The organism is Flavobacterium sp. XS2P24 (genome assembly GCF_030010285.1).
Taxonomy (GTDB): Bacteria; Bacteroidota; Bacteroidia; order Flavobacteriales; family Flavobacteriaceae; genus Flavobacterium; species Flavobacterium algoritolerans.
The window spans coordinates 33,265-53,103 of the sequence record NZ_JASCRU010000022.1 but is presented as its reverse complement, the minus strand read 5'-3'; the positions used below and the strand labels follow the sequence as shown (position 1 = coordinate 53,103).

The 19,839-nt window shown below is 34.2% G+C and carries 18 protein-coding genes; 9 read left to right on the top strand and 9 right to left on the bottom strand.

Features of this window, described 5'->3' with window-relative positions:
- Positions 1–137: 137 nt before the first annotated feature.
- Both carB and rpmH read right to left on the bottom strand, forming a co-directional pair.
- Entirely contained in the window at positions 138–2,993 is a 2,856-nt protein-coding gene (gene carB, locus QLS31_RS12810) for a carbamoyl-phosphate synthase large subunit (RefSeq protein WP_282744188.1), read from the bottom strand.
- A 157-nt stretch (positions 2,994–3,150) separates the two neighbouring features.
- On the bottom strand, positions 3,151–3,312 hold the full coding sequence (rpmH, locus tag QLS31_RS12805) for a 50S ribosomal protein L34 (RefSeq protein ID WP_007136275.1): 162 nt from the start codon (positions 3,310–3,312) through the stop codon (positions 3,151–3,153).
- 164 nt (positions 3,313–3,476) lie between these two features.
- Here rpmH and QLS31_RS12800 point away from each other — a divergent pair, with 164 nt between their 5' ends.
- Positions 3,477–3,992: a DUF2892 domain-containing protein gene (locus tag QLS31_RS12800; RefSeq protein ID WP_282744187.1), complete on the top strand. Its 516-nt coding sequence runs from the start codon at positions 3,477–3,479 to the stop codon at positions 3,990–3,992.
- A gap of 203 nt (positions 3,993–4,195) precedes the next feature.
- Here QLS31_RS12800 and QLS31_RS12795 read toward each other — a convergent pair whose 3' ends face one another.
- Positions 4,196–5,089 (bottom strand): lytic transglycosylase domain-containing protein, encoded by an 894-nt coding sequence (locus QLS31_RS12795; protein WP_282744186.1) that lies wholly within the window; start codon positions 5,087–5,089, stop codon positions 4,196–4,198.
- A gap of 41 nt (positions 5,090–5,130) precedes the next feature.
- Positions 5,131–5,799 carry an alpha/beta hydrolase gene (locus QLS31_RS12790; protein ID WP_282744184.1) on the bottom strand — a complete coding sequence of 223 codons (669 nt, stop codon included), beginning with the start codon at positions 5,797–5,799 and terminating at the stop codon, positions 5,131–5,133.
- Positions 5,800–5,912: 113 nt separating this feature from the next.
- Here QLS31_RS12790 and QLS31_RS12785 point away from each other — a divergent pair, with 113 nt between their 5' ends.
- Together QLS31_RS12785 and QLS31_RS12780 are read left to right on the top strand one after the other, a co-directional pair.
- Complete coding sequence (locus QLS31_RS12785; protein ID WP_099716088.1) at positions 5,913–6,629, top strand: pirin family protein; 717 nt, start codon at positions 5,913–5,915, stop codon at positions 6,627–6,629.
- A gap of 29 nt (positions 6,630–6,658) precedes the next feature.
- A complete protein-coding gene (locus QLS31_RS12780) occupies positions 6,659–6,943 on the top strand; it encodes an N-acetyltransferase (RefSeq protein WP_099716384.1) in 285 nt (94 codons plus the stop codon).
- Between the two features lie 60 nt (positions 6,944–7,003).
- Here the strand turns inward: QLS31_RS12780 and QLS31_RS12775 are convergent, their stop codons facing one another.
- Entirely contained in the window at positions 7,004–8,167 is a 1,164-nt protein-coding gene (locus QLS31_RS12775; protein WP_282744182.1) for a hypothetical protein, read from the bottom strand.
- A 224-nt stretch (positions 8,168–8,391) separates the two neighbouring features.
- Positions 8,392–10,026: an ABC-F family ATP-binding cassette domain-containing protein gene (locus QLS31_RS12770; RefSeq protein ID WP_099716090.1), complete on the bottom strand. Its 1,635-nt coding sequence runs from the start codon at positions 10,024–10,026 to the stop codon at positions 8,392–8,394.
- Between the two features lie 389 nt (positions 10,027–10,415).
- On the opposite strand from QLS31_RS12770, the gene QLS31_RS12765 reads away from it, so the two are divergent.
- Positions 10,416–10,949, top strand: coding sequence for a murein L,D-transpeptidase catalytic domain family protein (locus tag QLS31_RS12765; protein WP_099716091.1), 534 nt, complete (start codon positions 10,416–10,418; stop codon positions 10,947–10,949).
- Between the two features lie 112 nt (positions 10,950–11,061).
- Here the strand turns inward: QLS31_RS12765 and QLS31_RS12760 are convergent, their stop codons facing one another.
- Entirely contained in the window at positions 11,062–12,237 is a 1,176-nt protein-coding gene (locus QLS31_RS12760; RefSeq protein WP_282744181.1) for a GlmU family protein, read from the bottom strand.
- A gap of 166 nt (positions 12,238–12,403) precedes the next feature.
- Positions 12,404–12,655, bottom strand: coding sequence for a type B 50S ribosomal protein L31 (locus QLS31_RS12755; protein WP_039109118.1), 252 nt, complete (start codon positions 12,653–12,655; stop codon positions 12,404–12,406).
- A gap of 240 nt (positions 12,656–12,895) precedes the next feature.
- Between QLS31_RS12755 and QLS31_RS12750 the strand changes: the two genes are divergently transcribed.
- From QLS31_RS12750 to QLS31_RS12730, 5 genes are all read left to right on the top strand, one after another.
- Positions 12,896–13,426 (top strand): DUF4199 domain-containing protein, encoded by a 531-nt coding sequence (locus QLS31_RS12750; RefSeq protein WP_099716094.1) that lies wholly within the window; start codon positions 12,896–12,898, stop codon positions 13,424–13,426.
- 6 nt (positions 13,427–13,432) lie between these two features.
- Complete coding sequence (locus QLS31_RS12745) at positions 13,433–14,392, top strand: glycosyltransferase family 2 protein (RefSeq protein ID WP_282744180.1); 960 nt, start codon at positions 13,433–13,435, stop codon at positions 14,390–14,392.
- A gap of 192 nt (positions 14,393–14,584) precedes the next feature.
- A complete protein-coding gene (locus QLS31_RS12740) occupies positions 14,585–16,312 on the top strand; it encodes a phospho-sugar mutase (RefSeq protein ID WP_121341224.1) in 1,728 nt (575 codons plus the stop codon).
- Positions 16,313–16,394: 82 nt separating this feature from the next.
- Positions 16,395–18,242, top strand: a complete 1,848-nt coding sequence (locus tag QLS31_RS12735) for an ABC transporter ATP-binding protein (protein WP_282744179.1) — start codon at positions 16,395–16,397, stop codon at positions 18,240–18,242.
- A 105-nt stretch (positions 18,243–18,347) separates the two neighbouring features.
- A complete protein-coding gene (locus QLS31_RS12730; RefSeq protein ID WP_099716100.1) occupies positions 18,348–19,049 on the top strand; it encodes a hypothetical protein in 702 nt (233 codons plus the stop codon).
- A gap of 11 nt (positions 19,050–19,060) precedes the next feature.
- Here QLS31_RS12730 and QLS31_RS12725 read toward each other — a convergent pair whose 3' ends face one another.
- On the bottom strand, positions 19,061–19,783 hold the full coding sequence (locus tag QLS31_RS12725; protein ID WP_282744178.1) for a hypothetical protein: 723 nt from the start codon (positions 19,781–19,783) through the stop codon (positions 19,061–19,063).
- Positions 19,784–19,839: the final 56 nt, after the last annotated feature.

Genomic DNA, 19,839 nt, shown 5'->3' with positions numbered 1-19,839 from the left:
TTTTAAAACTAATTCTACACATTCTAACTTAAATGCATAATCATACTTTACTTTTTTTTCCATAAAAATGCCCCAAATAGTGTCTAACTTTTTGGGGCATGTTCATGATTAGGCTTTTTCAATATATAAACTCAAGCTTATTTACTCAAATACATTTTTCTTCTGGAGTACAATTCGTAGAACTGATCGTCTTTCAAATCATCAATAAACAAGATGCTTTCTCCTGTTGATTTCATTTCTGGTCCTAATGCTTTGTTCACATTTTGGAACTTGCTAAAAGAGAAAACCGGTTGTTTAATAGCATATCCTTTCAACTGTGGGTTGAAAGTAAAATCGGTTACTTTATTGTGTCCTAACATTACTTTGGTAGCATAGTTCACATAAGGTTCTCCGTATGCTTTTGCAATAAATGGAACCGTACGAGATGCTCTAGGATTGGCTTCGATGATATAAACCGTATCGTCTTTAATCGCAAACTGAATGTTGATTAATCCAACCGTTTTCAAAGCTCTTGCAATTTTTTCTGTATGATCTTTTATTTGCTGCATCACAAATTCACCTAAATTGAAAGGAGGTAAAGTGGCGTTAGAATCTCCCGAGTGAACTCCGCAAGGTTCGATATGCTCCATAATTCCTATGATATACACATTACCATCAGCATCACAAATTGCATCGGCTTCCGCTTCGATTGCTCCGGCCAAATAATGATCTAAAAGCAATTTATTTCCTGGAATTGTTTTCAATAAATTGATAACATGCTCTTCCAACTCTTTCTTGTTGATTACGATTTTCATTCCCTGACCACCTAATACATACGAAGGACGAATCAATAATGGAAAGTCTAAAGTATCTGCTAAGGCAGAAGCTTCATCAGCTGTTTCAGCAATCCCGAATTGTGGGAAAGGAATATTCAAGTCAGTTAACAATTCAGAGAAACGTCCTCTGTCTTCGGCTAAATCAAGTGCATCAAAGCTGGTTCCTATAATCTTTACTCCGTATTTAGAAAGTTTTTCAGCCAATTTCAAGGCTGTTTGTCCACCTAATTGAACTATTACACCTTCAGGTTTTTCATGCTGAATGATGTCGTAAATATGTTCCCAGAAAACGGGCTCGAAGTATAATTTATTAGCTGTATCAAAATCAGTCGAAACTGTTTCCGGATTACAGTTAATCATAATCGTTTCATAACCACATTCTTTCGCTGCCAAAACTCCGTGAACACAAGAGTAATCAAACTCGATTCCTTGCCCAATTCTGTTTGGTCCTGAACCTAAAACAATGATTTTCTTTTTATCAGTTACAACACTTTCGTTATCTACATAACGTTCGCCGTTTGCTTTTTCGATTTCAGCCTCAAAAGTAGAGTAGTAATATGGTGTTTTAGCTTTAAACTCAGCAGCACAAGTATCCACCAGTTTAAACACGCGGTTGATGTTCTTATCCATACGCAACGTATGCACTTCACTTTCCAGACAGTTCATCATGTGAGCAATTTGTCTGTCAGCAAAACCTTTTTGTTTCGCTTCAAGCAACAATTCTTTTGGAAGATTCGAAACTTTATAGTTCGAAATTTCTTTCTCTAAAGTATACAGTTCTTCGTATTGTTTCAAGAACCACATATCGATTTTAGTGATTTCATGAATACGGCTCAATGGAATTCCCATCGCAATAGCATCATAAATCACGAAAACACGGTCCCAACTTGCAAAAGTCAGTTTCTCGATAATTTGTTCGTAGTTAGTGTATCCTTTTCCGTCGGCACCCAAACCATTTCTTTTGATTTCCAATGATTGAGTCGCTTTATGCAAGGCTTCTTGGAACGAACGTCCAATACCCATTACTTCACCTACGGATTTCATTTGAAGACCTAACGTTCTGTCAGCTCCTTCAAATTTATCAAAGTTCCAACGTGGAATTTTAACAATCACATAATCTAAAGTCGGTTCGAATAAAGCCGAAGTTGATTTGGTAATTTGGTTTTGCAATTCATCTAAATTGTAACCCAAAGCCAGTTTAGAAGCAATTTTTGCAATAGGATAACCTGTAGCTTTTGATGCCAAAGCTGAGGAACGAGACACACGAGGATTGATTTCAATCGCTACGATATCTTCTTTATCATCTGGTGAAACGGCAAACTGCACGTTACAACCTCCTGCAAAATTTCCGATGCTGCGCATCATCAAGATTGCCATATCACGCAACTTTTGGAAAGTCGTATCTGATAATGTCATTGCTGGTGCAACCGTGATGGAATCTCCGGTATGAATTCCCATTGGATCCATATTTTCGATAGAACAGATAATAACAACATTGTCATTTTTATCTCTCAATAATTCCAATTCGTATTCTTTCCAACCTATTAAAGCTTTATCAATTAAAACCTCATGAATAGGTGACATTTCTAATCCGTAGGTTAGTTTTTCGTCAAATTCTTCTTTGGTATGTACAAAAGCTGCTCCAGTTCCCCCAAGTGTAAACGAAGGACGAATTACTAACGGGAAACCAAATTCCTGTGCAATTTCTTTTCCTTCCAAGAAAGAAGTAGCTGTTTTTGCAGGTGCAGTTGGTACATTTATTTTTTGAAGCAATTGTTTAAATTGCTCTCTGTCTTCGGTAATATTAATGGCGTTTACATCAACTCCGATTAATCGTACTCCGAAATCTTCCCAAATTCCTTTTTCATCTGCTTCCAGACACAAGTTCAAAGCGGTTTGTCCGCCCATGGTAGGTAAAACAGCATCGATTTGAGGATGTGCTTTAAGGATTTCGATAATTGATTTAGTTGTTAAAGGCAATAAATAAACATGATCGGCCATGGATGGGTCGGTCATAATCGTTGCCGGATTAGAGTTAATAAGAATAACTTCAATTCCTTCTTCACGAATAGAACGGGCAGATTGCGATCCCGCATAATCAAATTCGCACGCTTGACCAATAACAATAGGACCTGAACCTATTATTAAAACTGACTTTATAGATGTATCTTTTGGCATTGTATGGTAGTATTGTGTTGTGTAGTTGTTGTCTTCAAAAGATTAAAGTTACTGAACTCAAACCCTTTAACTGTAAATCTTAAACTTTTTTTAACGAATAGGTATAAAAAAAGGCGATACTAAAAAAAGTAACGCCTTATTTATGTTTATAAAAACATTATTTTTTGTGTCTTGGTTCGCAAGAAACAGTCAATTTATGTCTTCCTTTAGCTCTTCTACGCGCAAGAACTTTTCTTCCATTAGCAGAAGCCATTCTGTCCATAAATCCGTGCTTATTTCTTCTTTTTCTTTTCGATGGTTGAAACGTTCTTTTGCTCATTGCTTTGTATCTTTAAAATCTTATTTATATGTCTTCCTATTTTTGAATAACTGTTATTCTAAAACCGAGTGCAAATATACAAAGACTTTTTTTTCTCACAAGTAGTTTTGTAAAAATATTTTCAATTCATTTTACTATATTTGTGATCTTAAAATAATCATACTATGTTTCACAGAAATATTAAACTTATTATCGCCGGACTAATTATATTTACTGGCATTTGGCAATTCACGGAAAGCAATATCGGTAATGGAATTTTCCTTATATTATTGAGTGCAATTCCTATTTTCCTTTACTTTAAAAACGAATTCATCTTATTAGCCTTCTTAAAACTAAGAAAACAAGATTTTGAAGGAGCTAAAAAATGGTTGGCTTACATCAAAAACCCGGAAACAGCTTTGGTAAGAAAACAACAAGGATACTTTAATTACCTGCACGGAATCATGCTTTCGCAAACGAATATCAATCAAGCGGAGAAATTTTTCAAAAAAGCAATTGAACTAGGATTATCAATGGATATGGATTTGGCTGTAGCCAAATTAAACTTAGCCGGAGTTGCCATGACACGCAGAAGAAAATTAGAAGCTACTACACTATTGAATGAAGCCAAAAAATTAGACAAACAGAATATGTTGAAAGATCAGATTGTCATGATGAAAGAACAAATGAAGAAAATATAATTTTTTATAATTATCGAAAAAGGGTCAAATGATACACATTTGACCCTTTTTTATTTGGTTATATCCTAAATTTTTGGAAAACAAAGCTACTCCCCATTTTTTATTAACTATATAAGAAATATAAGTTCATATAGCATTTGCTGATTTTAGTTTTTATGTGGGTTATATTTCCTTAAATGCTTTATCTGGTTCAAAAAAATTAGTTAATATCCTTTTAACGGAATTTCGATTTGGTATTTTTTACCGGTATCATTTATTAGTTTCGTTTCTCTGAGCCAAGGGTTATGAATTTTTAAAATCTTATAGTTAATCCCTTGCCCTTTTGCAAAATCAGCCAAATCTGTAATCGTACTGTCAATTTCGATTTTCTTAGTTGGTAACGTTGCATATAAATCTTCGGAAGCAATTGTAAATCCATATTTTACGGGATTCTCCATGATTTCTTTCAAGGCTAGAATCCTAAAAACATAGCGAGACGTTTCTTCGGTAAGCAACAAATCGTAATAATTAGTCACTTTTTGAATGTCAATTTGTTTATTGACACCCGTCATTCCTCCGTTATAAGAGGCTGCCGCCAAAGTCCAGCTTCCAAATTTTCCTTTGGCACTCAAAAAATAACTGCAAGCTGCTTGCGTGGATTTTTCTAAATCATAGCGCTGATCCACATTTTCATTGACTTCCATTCCGCGTTCTTTGGCCGTATCAGGCATGAACTGCCAAATTCCTCTTGCTCCTGCTGGCGAAACCACATTGACCAAGCCACTTTCTATAACTGCCAGATATTTAAAATCATCCGGAATTCCGTTCTTTTTTAAAATAGGCTCAATCACTGGAAATGCACGATTGGCTCTCTTAATAGCCAAAATAGTAGAAGCATGCAGATTTACATTTACCAGCAATTCCCTGTCCAAACGTTCTTTTACATCTGATATTTTCAAAGGTGTTTCCTCGCCTGCAAAATCTAATTTCACAGGAAAATCACCCGCAATTTCTTTTGCAACCTCTTTTTCCTCTCTCGGATTTTTAGCGGCAAAAATAAATACACTACTCGCAAAAATCACGGTAAGGATTATGGCAGCTTTATTAATCAATTTCATCTTTTCTTTTTTAGACCTTTCATATAGCTATAAAAGTGCGTTTACTTCTTTTCTGTTCCCAATATAATGGAAGGCAAATTTTCATTCAACCATTTGTACTTATTCAAAATCATAATGTGCGTCCCTCCTTTTACAACGACACAATTCTTGATATATTTTATTGGAAACACATCATCCATATCTCCATGGATGTGGATTACATTCTCGTCAACAACCGTTCTATCCCATAAAATCACCTGTTCCACTGCCCAATTCAAATAACGAATATCCCGAACCGAGAGAAATTTCTCGTATAGCTTGAGCCTTTGGTTTACTTTTTCGCCAAAGGAAAACTTAGCAAGACTTTCAATATTTGCTATCAGATTCATGGGAATTAATTTATAAGCTTTGGTAGTTTTAGCAATTTTCATTCTTCTGGGAAATTCCACATTACTTTTGACACTCGAAATAATAATTATTTTTCTGACCTCAACATATTTAGCCATTTCCTGTACCAAAATACCTCCGAACGAAACTCCAATCAAAACCGGATTCGGATGCGTAATTTTATCTGCAATTCTCTTGGCATAATCCATCAAAGACTCATTATTAAGAGGGATTTCCCACTCCAGCAAGACTATTTCAAACATTTCTTCGGGAAGTGCAATTCGCTCAAAAATGGTTGTACTTGCCGCTAATCCCGGCATTAAATAAACTGCGATTTTACTCATAATTGTTTTAACTATTTTATAACAAAATTCAGTCTTTTTATGGCGAATTTTGTATAAAAATAATTTTTTTATTCAAACCCTATTCACTTTTTACTTTATATTATCAATAATTTATGACTACACAACTATTTGAATCAAATACAAGAGGCAAGGCCGATTTCGGATGGCTTAAAGCCAATTTTTCTTTTTCTTTCGGAAATTATTTCAATCCAGAACGCGTACAATTCGGAATGTTACGCGTTTTAAATGACGATACTATTGCGGGCGGATCAGGTTTTGGCACTCATGGCCACGCTAATATGGAAATCATCACTATTCCGCTCGAAGGTGGACTACAACATCGCGACAGTATGGGAAATGAAGGTGTAATTGGTTTTGGAGAAGTGCAGGTAATGAGTGCAGGATCTGGAGTAGAACATTCTGAAATGAATGCCAGCCAGAAAAACGAAGCAAAAACACTGCAATTATGGGTTTTTCCTGACACCGAAAACGTGGCTCCAAGATATGACCAGAAATCATTTGATATTGAAAATCAAATCAATACCTTTGTAAACATCGTTTCGCCAAAAGATAAAAATGACGGAAATGCACTTTGGGTTTACCAAAAAACCTTTTTCCATTTAGGCATTTTCGATAGCAATACCACCACTAAATATGAGGTTAAAATCCCTAAAAATGGTGTCTATTTATTTTTGATTGAGGGAGAAATAGAAGTGAATAATCAAACTTTGAAGGCAAGAGATGCCATGGGAATAACCGATTTTGATCAATTCGAAATTAAAATCAGTACCAAATCAAAAATACTATTGGTAGAAGTGCCAATGAATTAGCGTTAATTATTATGGATACAGCAATCACTATGGAAATCAAAGACAATACTTTTTCAAGACAATTTGAAACTATAGTTGAAAAAGAATTAATCTCAGTTGAGTATTCTTTTCAGGAGAAAAAAATATTTCTGACAAAATTAAATGTACCGGAAACATTCAAAAACGAGGAATTCGTTTCTAATTTTCTAAAAAATATCATGGAAATTGCGATTGAACGAAAATTAAAAGTTGTTCCAATCCAGCCTAAAATAGTGGCGTTTTTCAAAAAAAATCCTGTCTACAAAGAGCTCTTACCACCCGGAATACGATTATAAAAAAAGGCTGTGTCATATAAAAACACAGCCTTTTTATTTAATAAAAATTCAAAATCCGTATTAATTTCTATCCTTACCACGAGAAGGATTATTCGTTCTTGCCGGAGCCGATTTTTCCATAGGTCTTCTAGATGGAGCAGAACGAGCTCCTTCGTTTTGTTGACGACTTGACGGCGCATTGGATCGAGATGGACGTGCAGTTGCAGGATTATCTTGTCGGCTTCTTGGAGCCGGTTGACGATTTGTTGGTGCTGCAGGCCGAACAGGACGCGCTGATGAAGGGCTTTGTTGACGATTTTCTTCTACATTTTGACGTCTTGTAGGTCTCATGGGCTGATCCGAACGGGAGGTTCGAGGATTTACAGAACGGTCTCCTCTTATTTGTTCTCGAGTTCTAGGAAGAACTGTTCCTTGCGGTCTTATAAAACTTCTTCCTTGATAGGTATCTCTATAAACATTATTGATTCTGTTTCTCCTTACCACCGGAGAACTGTTCCTTCTGGAATAATAATAGGAATACGCAAACGGATATCGTACATATCCCACTCTGCGATAAAAATCATTTCTATAATAATGACGGTGGTAATCCCAATAATTATAATAATAAATAGGAGTCCATGCACGCCAATAAGACGGATAATAACCCCAACGCCACGGAGATATATAAACTACAAATGACGGCGAAAATAAATTGATTATTATTGGCCAATTGTTAACATATAAAACTCCATTCCAATAATTACCCGTATACGCTCTTTCATAACCTAAATAGCCTGGATTTGGCGTATACCCATCTCCTGCTGAAGGTTCCAGAATATAATCTTCACCATACAATTCTTCATCGCCTATAATTTGAATAACAACCTTCCCGTATCTATTTTTATTGACTTCTATAACGGCCACATCCTGATATTCAATTCTATTTACCGCTACGCGAAGGACTATTGAATAAGAATCGCCTTCTCTATAACTAACTACCTGAATATAATCGACATAGCCATCATTATTCAAATCAAGATTATTAACATTGGTATCTTTATCATTAATTGCTCTTTCAAATTCTTCTAAAGTTTTTGATTTTTGAAAAATATCTAATACAGCATAAAGATTAAGGTTATCACCCGGCATACCCAAAGCTACCGGTCTATTGTCTATTTGTGAAAACAGAGGCACACTAAACAGCGTGGTACCTAAAAAGACTAAGGATAAAATTAATTTTTTCATGACTAAAAAATTTTATACATTGAAATTAAATCACTACACAAGGTACGAAAAATTTAAAATTAAATACTTAATAACAAGCACTTTAACCTTTTATATATAAAAAATCACATTCAAAAATCACTATCGTTTTACTGCAAAAAAACTACTAAAAAATTGACTTAAATAAAAACAGCATGCGTTATTCGCATGCCGTTTTAGTATTTATAAACTGTTCTTACCAAAGACTATTTTTCTATCTCTCGCATACTGTCCATTTTTTTATTTGCCAAGAAACCGGTAATATCTTCAAAATGTTCTACTACTCTTTTGTTTCCGAATTCGAAAACTTTAGTTGCCAATCCATCCAAGAAATCCCTGTCGTGAGAAACCAAAATTAATGTTCCGTCAAAATCACGCAACGCATCTTTGATAATATCTTTGGTTTTCATGTCCAAGTGATTCGAAGGCTCATCCAGAATCAATAAATTCACTGGTTCCAACAATAATTTAATCATTGCCAAACGCGTTTTCTCGCCACCGGAAAGCACTTTCACTTTTTTGGTCACATCATCACCCTGAAACATGAAAGCCCCTAAAATATCTTTAATTTTAGTTCGTACATCACCCACGGCAATATCATCAATAGTTTCAAAAATAGTAGCATTTTCGTCTAATAAAGAGGCTTGATTCTGAGCAAAATAACCAATTTGTGCATTATGACCAATCTCTAAACTTCCGCCATTTATTTCGATTTCTTTCATAATGGCTTTGATCATCGTCGATTTTCCTTCCCCATTTTTCCCAACGAAAGCTACTTTTTCTCCTCTTTCGATAACCATATTTGCATTCGAAAAAACCACATGATCGCCATATGATTTTGACAAATCCTTTACAATTACCGGATATTGTCCGGAACGTGCAGCAGGCGGAAATTTTAGTTTCAAAGCCGAAGTATCCACCTCGTCAACCTGAACAATAACCAGCTTCTCTAACATCTTAACACGAGACTGAACAGCATCCGTTTTAGAAAACGTCCCTTTAAAACGATCGATAAAAGTCCTGTTATCAGCAATCATTCGTTGTTGCTCGTCATACGCTTTTTGCTGATGCACACGTCTGTCTTTTCTAAGTTCCAAATAATGAGAATATTTGGCTTTATAATCATAAATACGTCCCATTGTAACTTCGATGGTACGATTCGTAATATTATCTACAAAAGCCCTGTCGTGAGAAATTACCACAACTGCTTTGGCTGAATTAATCAAGAAATCCTCTAACCATTGAATACTTTCAATATCCATGTGGTTGGTAGGCTCATCCAGTAAAATTAAGTCAGGTTTTTGCAAAAGGATTTTGGCAAGTTCTATTCGCATTCTCCATCCTCCGGAAAACTCCGAAGTCTGACGGCTAAAATCTTCACGAACAAATCCCAAACCGATTAGAATTTTCTCTACTTCGGCTTCATAATTTATTTCTTCAATAGCATAAAATTTCTCGCTCAAGTCCGAAACTCTTTCGATCAATTTCATGTACGCATCACTTTCGTAATCAGTACGAATAGTTAATTGCTCATTGATTTCATCGATTTCTGCTTTCATTGCAAAAACTTCTCCAAACGCTTTAGAAGTTTCTTCCATCACCGTCGCACCATCTGTAGTCAATAAATGCTGAGGCAAATAGGCCACAACAGCATCTTTTGGTGCCGAAATATTACCGGTTGAAGGCTTGCTTTGACCTGCAATAATTTTAAGCAGCGTCGATTTTCCTGCTCCATTTTTACCCATTAAGGCAATTTTATCATTTTCATTTATAGCAAAAGAAACATCACTAAAAAGTGTCGTGCCACCAAACTGCACAGAAATATCGTTAACTGTAATCATTTAGATTTTTAGATTTTTAGACTGCTTAGATTATTAGACTTCTCAGCAAGTGTTTTTTAAAAGTGCAAAGATAGATTAATTCAGGAATTGGACAATTGAATAATTTATAACAATTTAAATTTTGAATAAAAGAAATATAAAATTTAAACAGCGCACAATAATAGTATTTTTTTATAGTTTTGCATTTGATAATTAGACCTTTAACAACAAAAAACATTTTCATTTGAAACAACATTAAATCTTAAAAACAACAAATCCCTAAATCATTATGAAAATAGTAATCCCTGTTTAAACAATGTAAAAACAGGAGAATGGTGTAGAAAATAAAACCGATGCGTAAACCGAAAACCTAACTTTTATAGGTTGAATGAAAATTTAAAAACTAGATCATGACAAAAACATTAACTATTATTCTCTTGTGCGCTTTCCAGTTTATTGCAGCCCAAAGCAATGAAGAAATTGTACAGAAAGCTTGCGAAGTACAAACAAAATGGGGCTTTAAAGCCAAAAATAAAAATATTATTACACTCATTGATTTTTCAAAATCAATCAACGAAGCAAGGCTCTACGTTATTGATTTAAAAAACAACAAAATACTTTTGACCAGTAATGTTGACCATGGTTCCGGCTCAGGCACAGGATTGACTCCCAGTTCTTTTAGCAATATTGAAGGAAGTAAAGCCACTTCATTAGGATGCTATCTTACATTACAGACGTATCAAGGGATGTGGGGATATTCTTTACGATTAGATGGGTTGGAAAATGATAAAAATTCGAATGCTTTGAAAAGAAATATCGTTGTCCATTCTTCAAAAAAGATGTTTAGTAAATTCAGCTGGGGATGTTTTTCAGTTCCGGACAATAATGCCAACACCTTGATAAACTTGATAAAAAATGGCTCGCTTATTTATGCCTATCAATAAAGGTTACTTAAAATAAAAAGCCTCTTGATATGAACATGCCCCAAATAGTGTCTAAACTTTTGGGTGCAGTCTAAGTCTATCGAGAGGCTTTTTTTATATCTAAAATGAGAAATTATTCTTTTCTCCACTTTTTTGATTCCTCAAAAACATGTTCAAGAATAGCAGCTTCTCTTTCGTCAAAATCTACGTTTCTGCGACTCATCACTAATCGAGCTGTTTCAAAAGCTTTTTTGGTCACATAAGTCGTAAAACCAGAAGCGCCACCCCAAGAAAAGCTAGGCACAAAGTTGCGAGGAAATCCGCTGCCAAAGATATTAGCGCTCACCCCTACTACAGTTCCTGTGTTGAACATGGTGTTAATACCACATTTACTGTGATCTCCCATCATCAATCCGCAAAACTGAAGTCCCGTTTTAGCAAAACCTTCCGTTTCATAACTCCACAATTTTACTTCTTCGTAATTATTCTTTAGATTAGAATTGTTACTGTCGGCTCCAATATTGCACCATTCTCCAAGAACAGAATTTCCTAAGAATCCATCATGCCCTTTATTCGAATAACCAAACAATACCGAATTATTAACTTCACCACCAATTCTGGAATAAGGTCCTACGGTTGTAGCACCATATACTTTTGAAGCCATTTTCACTTGCGCATTTTCGCACAAGGCAAAAGGTCCTCTGATTACGGAACCTTCCATGATTTCTGAATCTTTACCAATATAAATAGGACCTGCAGAAGCATTTAAAGTCACAAATTCTAACTTCGCCCCTTCTTCTATAAATATATTTTCAGGTGCAATGACATTGACACTTTTGGGTATTGGTTGTGATTTTCTATCCTCCGTCAGGTATTCAAAATCTTCTCGTATCGCTACATCATTTTTAGAAAAAATATCCCAAGTATGCTCAACAGTCAAGCAATCATCAGTATATTCAATAATTTCATAGGTATCAAAATTTACTTCTTCCTGCTCATCATTGGTATAAAAAGCAATTACTTCGTCTCCTTTGAAAATAGCTTGATTGGGTTCCAGATTACTAACCATCTCTGCTAAAACATCATTAGGAAGAAATGAAGCGTTTATCATTACATTCTCTTCTAATTCTACCATTGGGAATTTCTCAGACAAATATTCCTCTGTCAATGTGGTTGTAGTAGAACCCAAACGCATTTCCCATTTTTGACGAATGGTCATGATTCCAATAAGAATATCCGCAACCGGACGCGTGAAAGTAAAAGGCAATAAGGCGTTTCTGGAAGGTCCGTCAAAAAGTATGTAATTCATAAAAATTGTTTATTAGTTGATTCGGTTATTTGTTAATTCGAAAATTAATTTCATCAACCTACCGTTTTAATAATATTGACACCAAAGTTACAAAGTTTTCAAATAGATAAAAATAAAAAAGCCTCCCAAAAAGGAAGGCTTTAATGTATTTGATAACAAGTTAAAATTATTTAACGTGTTTAGCGTATTTAGTTTTGAATTTATCAATACGTCCTGCAGTATCGATAAGTTTAGATTTACCTGTGTAAAAAGGGTGAGAAGTTCTAGAGATCTCCATTTTTACAACTGGGTATTCAACACCGTCAACTGTTAATGTTTCTCTTGTATCTGCAGTAGATTTAGTGATAAAAACTTCGTCATTTGACATGTCTTTAAATGCAACTAATCTGTAATTTTCTGGGTGAATTCCTTTTTTCATCTTGTTAATCTTTTTTATTTGTTAATTATAATTAGTCTTGAAGCTTTTCTTCTAACAGAAAAGGTATAAACTCCTTATAACTTTTTGTTTTACACTATTATTTTGAGTTTGCAAATTTACAATTATTTTCCAATAAACAAATCTTTGTATCACTTTTTTTATATAATCGTAAAAAACGATTTTTAGCTACGAATATATTGGGAATTGTTATATTTGTGGATTAATTCTAAAACAACAACAATGATAAATGAAATTATTAAAAAGAATGGAATAACCTTTGGAGTAACAATTGGAATTGTTTCTGCATTAATTACTTCAACAATTTACGCTATTGATTTAAATTTGTTTACTTCTTGGTGGATTGGAGTCTTAAGTATTTTGGTTTATCTTACATTGGGAATTATTTTACTTTCGAAAACAAAAAAAGAGCTCAACAATGTTTTTTCTTTCAAAGATGCGTTTACAACTTACTTCATTGCTACACTAATAGGTATTTTAATTTCAACACTTTTTAATGTTCTTTTATTCAATTTTATCGATCCTTCTGCTAAAGAGACTTTAAGTGAATTAATGATTAAATATACTGTCAACATGATGCAAAAATTTGGTACACCAGCATCAGCCATTAACGACGCTATAGCAAAAATGAAAGAAAACAATCCTTATTCTACATTGGAATTACTAAAAGGATCTATTTTTAGTATTGTTTTTAGTTCAATTTTCGGATTAATTTTGGCAGCATTCTTTAAAAGTAAATCTACACAAGAATAAAAATTAATGAATTTATCTATACTCATACCGCTTCTTAATGAAGAGGAATCACTTAATGAACTATACAATTGGATCATCAAAGTGATGCAATCTCATAATTATACGTACGAAATCATTTTTCTGGATGATGGAAGTACTGATAATTCATGGACTATTATCGAAGGATTTGCACAAGAAAACCATCATGTAAAAGGGGTTCGTTTCATGAAAAATTTTGGAAAATCACAAGCATTGCATGCTGGTTTTGCAAAAACGCAAGGCGATGTAATTATTACTATGGATGCTGATTTGCAGGACAGTCCAGAGGAAATTCCGGGATTGTATGATATGATTACCAACGGTAAATATGATTTGGTTTCCGGATGGAAAAAGAAACGCTACGACTCCGTAGTGGCAAAAAACTTGCCTTCTAAATTATTCAACTGGGCTGCGAGAAAAACTTCGGGGGTTGAATTGAATGATTTCAATTGCGGATTGAAAGCGTACAAAAATGTTGTTGTAAAAAACATTGAAGTTTCGGGAGAAATGCACCGATACATTCCGGTTTTGGCAAAAAATGCCGGTTTTGGAAAAATTGGCGAAAAAGTAGTACAACATCAAGCCAGAAAATACGGCGAGACCAAGTTTGGTATGGAACGTTTCATCAATGGTTTCTTGGATTTAATTACCATTTGGTTTCTTTCCCGTTTTGGAAAAAGACCGATGCATTTATTTGGTGCCATGGGATCGTTAATGTTTATTATCGGGTTTATGCTTGCCGGATATATTGGTATTTCAAAACTATATCATATGTATAATGACATGCGCTATAGTCTGGTAACAAATAATCCTTGGTTTTATATTGCACTTACGACAATGATTTTGGGAACACAATTATTTTTGGCCGGATTTCTTGGCGAAATAATTTTGCGAACAAAAAATAATGAAGAGCGTTATAAAGTGTCGAGTGAAGTTAATTTTTTATAAATTTAACTAAAACTAAATTTAAAGATAATAGTTATCGTTTACACTATAACTAGCCCTGATAACAGCGGCATCCTTTTTCTTTTTTTTCTTTAAAAAAAGAAAAAGATACAGCGGATAGCAGGATATAGCTCCTAAAACAAAACAACTGTATTTAAATTTTAATTACGAATTTAGAAACTAAAAACATATCGAATGGATATCAAACAAAACATTTTGGACGCAGTAAATGAGTGGCTTACGCCAACATTTGACACCGCTACGCAGGAAGCGATTAAAGAATTGATGACTACATCGCCTAAAGAACTGGAAGAGAGTTTTTATAAAAATCTTGAATTTGGAACTGGTGGAATGCGCGGAGTTATGGGTGTGGGAAACAATCGCATCAATAAATACACACTTGGAAAAAGCACGCAAGGACTTTCGGATTACTTGCATACTGCATTTCCTAACCAGCCTTTGAAAGCGGTTATTGCTTACGATTGTCGTCATAATAGTGATACGTTGGCCAAATTAGTTGCGGATGTTTTCTCGGCTAACGGAATTGAAGTGTATTTGTTTTCGGAATTGAGACCTACTCCAGAATTGTCATTTGCAGTGAAACATTTAGGCTGTCAGTGCGGAATTGTTCTTACGGCATCACACAATCCACCGGAATATAATGGATACAAAGTGTACTGGCAAGATGGTGGACAAATTGTGCCGCCGGAAGATGAGGGAATCATCAATGTTATTGAGAATTTAAATTACAATCAAATCAAGTTTACTGCCAATGAAGATTTGATACACTATATTGATACAGAAGTTGATGAAGCTTTTATCAAATCGACTATCGAAAATGCGAGTTTTGGAACTTCGGCTGAAGCCAAAAAAAATCTGAATATTGTTTTCACTTCTTTGCACGGAACCTCTATAAAATTAGTTCCTGATACTTTATCGCAAGCGGGTTATCCTAATGTGAATATTGTTGAAGAACAAAGAGTACCAAATGGTGATTTCCCAACCGTAAAATCTCCAAATCCTGAAGAGCCGGAAGCATTGACAATGGCATTGGCATTGGCAGACAAGACAAATTCGGATATCGTTATTGGGACTGATCCTGACTGTGACCGTTTAGGAATTGCCGTTAGAAATAACGAAGGCAAAATGACGTTGCTTAATGGAAATCAAACCATGATTTTGATGACTGCATTTTTATTGGAACAATGGAAAAAAGCAGGTAAAATCAATGGCAAACAATTTGTTGGTTCTACAATTGTTTCTACTCCTATGATGATGGAATTAGCAACAAACTACGGTGTAGAATGTAAAGTTGGTTTGACTGGTTTCAAATGGATTGCCAAGATGATTAAGGATTTTCCTGAGTTGGAATTCATTGGTGGTGGCGAAGAAAGTTTTGGTTATATGGTAGGCGATGCCGTACGTGATAAAGATGCTGTTGCAGCTACTTTATTGATTTGCGAAGTTGCGGCTCAAGCCAAAGCAAAAGGAAGCACGGTTTACAAAGAACTACTACAACTGTATGTTGATAACGGTTTTTACAAAGAATATTTAGTTTCATTGACTAAAAAAGGAATGGATGGCTTACAGGAAATTAATCAGATGATGATTGATTTGCGTGAAAATCCATTGAAAGAAATCAACGGACAAAGAGTTGTAATGGTAGAGGATTACCAATCTTCAATAGCTAAAAACTTGCTTACTGATGAGGAAACCAAAATGGAAATTCCAAAATCGAACGTATTGATTTATTACACAGAAGACGGTTCTAAAATTTGCGCCAGACCAAGTGGAACGGAGCCTAAAATAAAATTCTATATCAGTGTAAATACGGAATTGGATTCAGTAGCAGATTTCAACGAAGTAGAAAGCATTTTGGACAATAAAATAAAAAACATTATTACTTCAATGCAATTGAATTAATAAAAAAAAACAAAATTGATTTTTCAGACAGACCCGATAAGTTCTCCACTTATCGGGTCTTGATGATAAAAAAACAACTTAAATGGATTCAAATTTCAAAAAAATTATTCCTTTCACAAACCCGTACCGTTCTCATGTGGTTTGGAACGTAATATTCAATATTTTTTACGCACTCTTTAGCACCTTGTCTTTTATTGCATTAATCCCAATGATGGATGTGCTTTTTGGCACTACTGAAAAAGTCAATGAAAAACCTGTTTTAGAGTCAATTTTTGACATCATCAAATTTTCTAAAGAGTACTTATATTACAACATCACACTACTAACCGAAAAGAATGGTCCTGAATTTGCCTTACTGTTAGTTATTGCCATAGTGAGTATAACTTTCCTATTCAAAAATCTATTTAATTACTTAGCATCCAATCATTTGATGCATCTTAAAAATGGTGTATTGAAGGATTTAAGAAATTCAATGTATCACAAAATCATCAACTTACCTGTTTCCTACTATTCTGAAAAAAGAAAAGGTGATATTATGGCTCGAATGTTAGGTGATGTAAATGAGGTTCAAAATTCTTTTTTTTCTGTCTTAGAATTAATTGTTAAGGAGCCTATGACCATCATATTCACCCTCGTTGGTATGATTGCAATCAGTTTCAAGTTAACCTTGTTTGTCTTTATTTTCATCCCTCTTTCTGGACTATTAATATCAAAAATTGGTAAATCACTGCGCAGCAAATCCGAAAGAGTACAATATGAAAACGGTTATCTAATATCGATTGTAGAAGAATCGTTATCTGGACTAAAAGTTGTTAAAAGCTATAATGCCGAATCAAATTTTAAACAAAAATTTAATGATTCAGTTACCCGAGTTTTAAAATTGTCTAACAGTATAGGTAAAAAAAACAACTTGGCTACGCCTTTAAGTGAGTTCTTAGGGATCATTACTATTTGCATATTACTTTGGTTTGGTGGAAAAATGGTACTTGTTGACAAATTACCTAATGGAAAAGCATTACTTGATGGAGCTAAATTTCTAGCTTACATGGGTCTTGCTTATAACATCTTAACTCCTGCCAAAGCCATTTCCAAAGCTTCTTATTCGGTAAAAAATGGACTAGCAGCAGCCCAACGTGTTTTTGAAGTTTTAGAAGTAAAAAATGAGATTACAGACAGCGAAAATGCAATTAAAAAATTAACTTTTGAAGACAGTATCGCAATTAAGAATATTAATTTCAGATATGAGGACGAGAACGTTTTAAAAGACTTTTCGCTTCAAGTTAAGAAAGGACAAACTGTTGCTCTTGTAGGACAATCTGGTAGTGGAAAAAGTACGATTGCCAATTTATTGACTCGTTTTTATGATGTAAATGAAGGTACAATCGCTATTGATGGAATTGACATCAAAGACATGAACCTGCACTCTCTTCGTGATTTAATGGGATTAGTAACGCAAGACAGTATTTTGTTTAATGATACTATAAAAGCTAATATCGCTTTAGGAAAACATGATGCCACCGATGCAGAAATCATCAAAGCCCTAAAAATTGCAAATGCTTACGAATTTGTGAAAGACTTGCCACTAGGAATTCATACAAATATTGGCGACAGCGGAAACAAACTTTCCGGTGGACAAAAACAACGATTATCCATTGCCAGAGCGGTTTTGAAAAATCCTCCAATTATGATTCTGGATGAAGCAACTTCAGCATTGGATACCGAAAGCGAAAAATTTGTTCAAGTAGCACTGGAAAACATGATGCAAAACAGAACTTCTATTGTTATTGCGCACCGTCTGTCTACCATTCAAAAAGCCGATTTGATTGTGGTAATGCAAAAAGGAAAAATAGTGGAGCAAGGAAAACACGAGGAACTTATTGCAATGAATGGCACATATAATAAATTAGTTACCATGCAGTCTTTCGAGTAAAGATTGTTGATTAACGATTTTTGAATAAAGATTTTTGATTTAAGATTTTATTGAGGGTCGAAAATCTTTAAATCATTCAATTTTTTAAATTTTTAAATAATTTAAATGTACATCAATAATCAAAACATAAAACTACCTGAAGACCCAAATACTATTGTTTGGAAATATCTTGACTTATCTAAATTCTTAGATTTATTAATGTCTGAGAAGTTATTCATGTCGCGATCAGATAAATTTGAAGATCAATATGAAGGCACTTTTAGCGAACCTACTTTTGAGGAAATAAAAAAACTTTCCATTGACAATCCTGACTTTTTAAATTATTACAAAACACATCGGGAAAAAGTCGCGATTAGCAGCTGGCATATCAATGAATATGAATCGTTTGCTATGTGGCAGATTTTCACCCAAAACAGTGAAGGTTTGGCGATTCAATCAACCATTGGCAGATTACAGGAATCCCTTATTCCGGAAACTAATTTCAATCAATATATTGGGGAAGTAAATTACATCGATTACAAAAAAGAACACATTCCGTTTGATGATATGTTTTTTCCTTTTTTATTCAAGCGAAAAAGTTTTCAATATGAAGGCGAAGTACGAATCATCACTGACATTGGTAAAAGTGACATCAAAATCAATGAGGGACTTAAAATCAATGTAGATATCAATCAATTGATTGAAAAAATATACATTCATCCCAAATCCGAAAACTGGTATAAAAATCTAGTCATTCAATTAGTAAAACAACTGGGATTTGATTTCACCATTGAAAAATCAGACTTGGAAAGTGATATTTTGATTTAGAATTAGTGTTACTAAACTGGCTCGTAACCAATTATTTTCCATTCTTTTTTTGACAAATCGATATAGTAGTAATTCACCACATCTTTCTTATCAAACTCTCCGTTTTTGTTAGTATCTTCAACGGTTCTGTAGTACAAACGATTTTTTGAACCTATCAATTTCCAATCTATTAATTCCTGAAAATCGGAAGATATTTTAGTGAATTTCTCCCCGCTGATTTCGCTTAAATACAATGCTTTTATATCACTTGTATCTAATTTCCCGTCTTTATTTGTATCCATGTCAACCATGGTGTACACCATAATCTGGTTATTGGTTTTATCAGCAACCGACTTCAAATACGTAGCAGTTTGAATCAAAACAGGTTTGTCTGTCAATTTTCTGATAGAATCCGAATCTACTTTTTGAAATTTTAAATTCTGTAAAAAACCGGTGATTTCATATTCGCCATAGTTCGATATTGTAAAACTCAAATCGTTCACGCTGGAAGAACCATATCTCGATTTTATGCCTTTCTCGCGAATGCTTAAATCAGCTACGGGATGAATCAAATAATCCGTTCCTTCCATTTGAAGTGGCAAATCGGCGATTTGTATTTGGGTAGAATCCGCTTTGGCTATTTCTTTAGCCCTACTCGCTCCATCGTAAGTAACTTTTGGTTTTTCAACCTCTTCTTTACAACTGGTTAAAAGCAAAATTGCGATTCCTAATATTGTGATATGTAGTTTTTTCATGTTGTTGTACTATTAAAATTCAAATGTAATCATTTTTAAAAATGGTAACGCCATTC

Excerpts from the sequence above, each read along its gene's own strand:
- carB (WP_282744188.1), bottom strand. The coding sequence starts at position 2,993 with ATGCCAAAAGATACATCTATAAAGTCAGTTTTAATAATAGGTTCAGGT.
- rpmH (WP_007136275.1), bottom strand. The coding sequence starts at position 3,312 with ATGAGCAAAAGAACGTTTCAACCATCGAAAAGAAAAAGAAGAAATAAG.
- QLS31_RS12800 (WP_282744187.1), top strand. The coding sequence starts at position 3,477 with ATGTTTCACAGAAATATTAAACTTATTATCGCCGGACTAATTATATTT.
- QLS31_RS12795 (WP_282744186.1), bottom strand. The coding sequence starts at position 5,089 with ATGAAATTGATTAATAAAGCTGCCATAATCCTTACCGTGATTTTTGCG.
- QLS31_RS12790 (WP_282744184.1), bottom strand. The coding sequence starts at position 5,799 with ATGAGTAAAATCGCAGTTTATTTAATGCCGGGATTAGCGGCAAGTACA.
- QLS31_RS12785 (WP_099716088.1), top strand. The coding sequence starts at position 5,913 with ATGACTACACAACTATTTGAATCAAATACAAGAGGCAAGGCCGATTTC.
- QLS31_RS12780 (WP_099716384.1), top strand. The coding sequence starts at position 6,659 with ATGGAAATCAAAGACAATACTTTTTCAAGACAATTTGAAACTATAGTT.
- QLS31_RS12775 (WP_282744182.1), bottom strand. The coding sequence starts at position 8,167 with ATGAAAAAATTAATTTTATCCTTAGTCTTTTTAGGTACCACGCTGTTT.
- QLS31_RS12770 (WP_099716090.1), bottom strand. The coding sequence starts at position 10,026 with ATGATTACAGTTAACGATATTTCTGTGCAGTTTGGTGGCACGACACTT.
- QLS31_RS12765 (WP_099716091.1), top strand. The coding sequence starts at position 10,416 with ATGACAAAAACATTAACTATTATTCTCTTGTGCGCTTTCCAGTTTATT.
- QLS31_RS12760 (WP_282744181.1), bottom strand. The coding sequence starts at position 12,237 with ATGAATTACATACTTTTTGACGGACCTTCCAGAAACGCCTTATTGCCT.
- QLS31_RS12755 (WP_039109118.1), bottom strand. The coding sequence starts at position 12,655 with ATGAAAAAAGGAATTCACCCAGAAAATTACAGATTAGTTGCATTTAAA.
- QLS31_RS12750 (WP_099716094.1), top strand. The coding sequence starts at position 12,896 with ATGATAAATGAAATTATTAAAAAGAATGGAATAACCTTTGGAGTAACA.
- QLS31_RS12745 (WP_282744180.1), top strand. The coding sequence starts at position 13,433 with ATGAATTTATCTATACTCATACCGCTTCTTAATGAAGAGGAATCACTT.
- QLS31_RS12740 (WP_121341224.1), top strand. The coding sequence starts at position 14,585 with ATGGATATCAAACAAAACATTTTGGACGCAGTAAATGAGTGGCTTACG.
- QLS31_RS12735 (WP_282744179.1), top strand. The coding sequence starts at position 16,395 with ATGGATTCAAATTTCAAAAAAATTATTCCTTTCACAAACCCGTACCGT.
- QLS31_RS12730 (WP_099716100.1), top strand. The coding sequence starts at position 18,348 with ATGTACATCAATAATCAAAACATAAAACTACCTGAAGACCCAAATACT.
- QLS31_RS12725 (WP_282744178.1), bottom strand. The coding sequence starts at position 19,783 with ATGAAAAAACTACATATCACAATATTAGGAATCGCAATTTTGCTTTTA.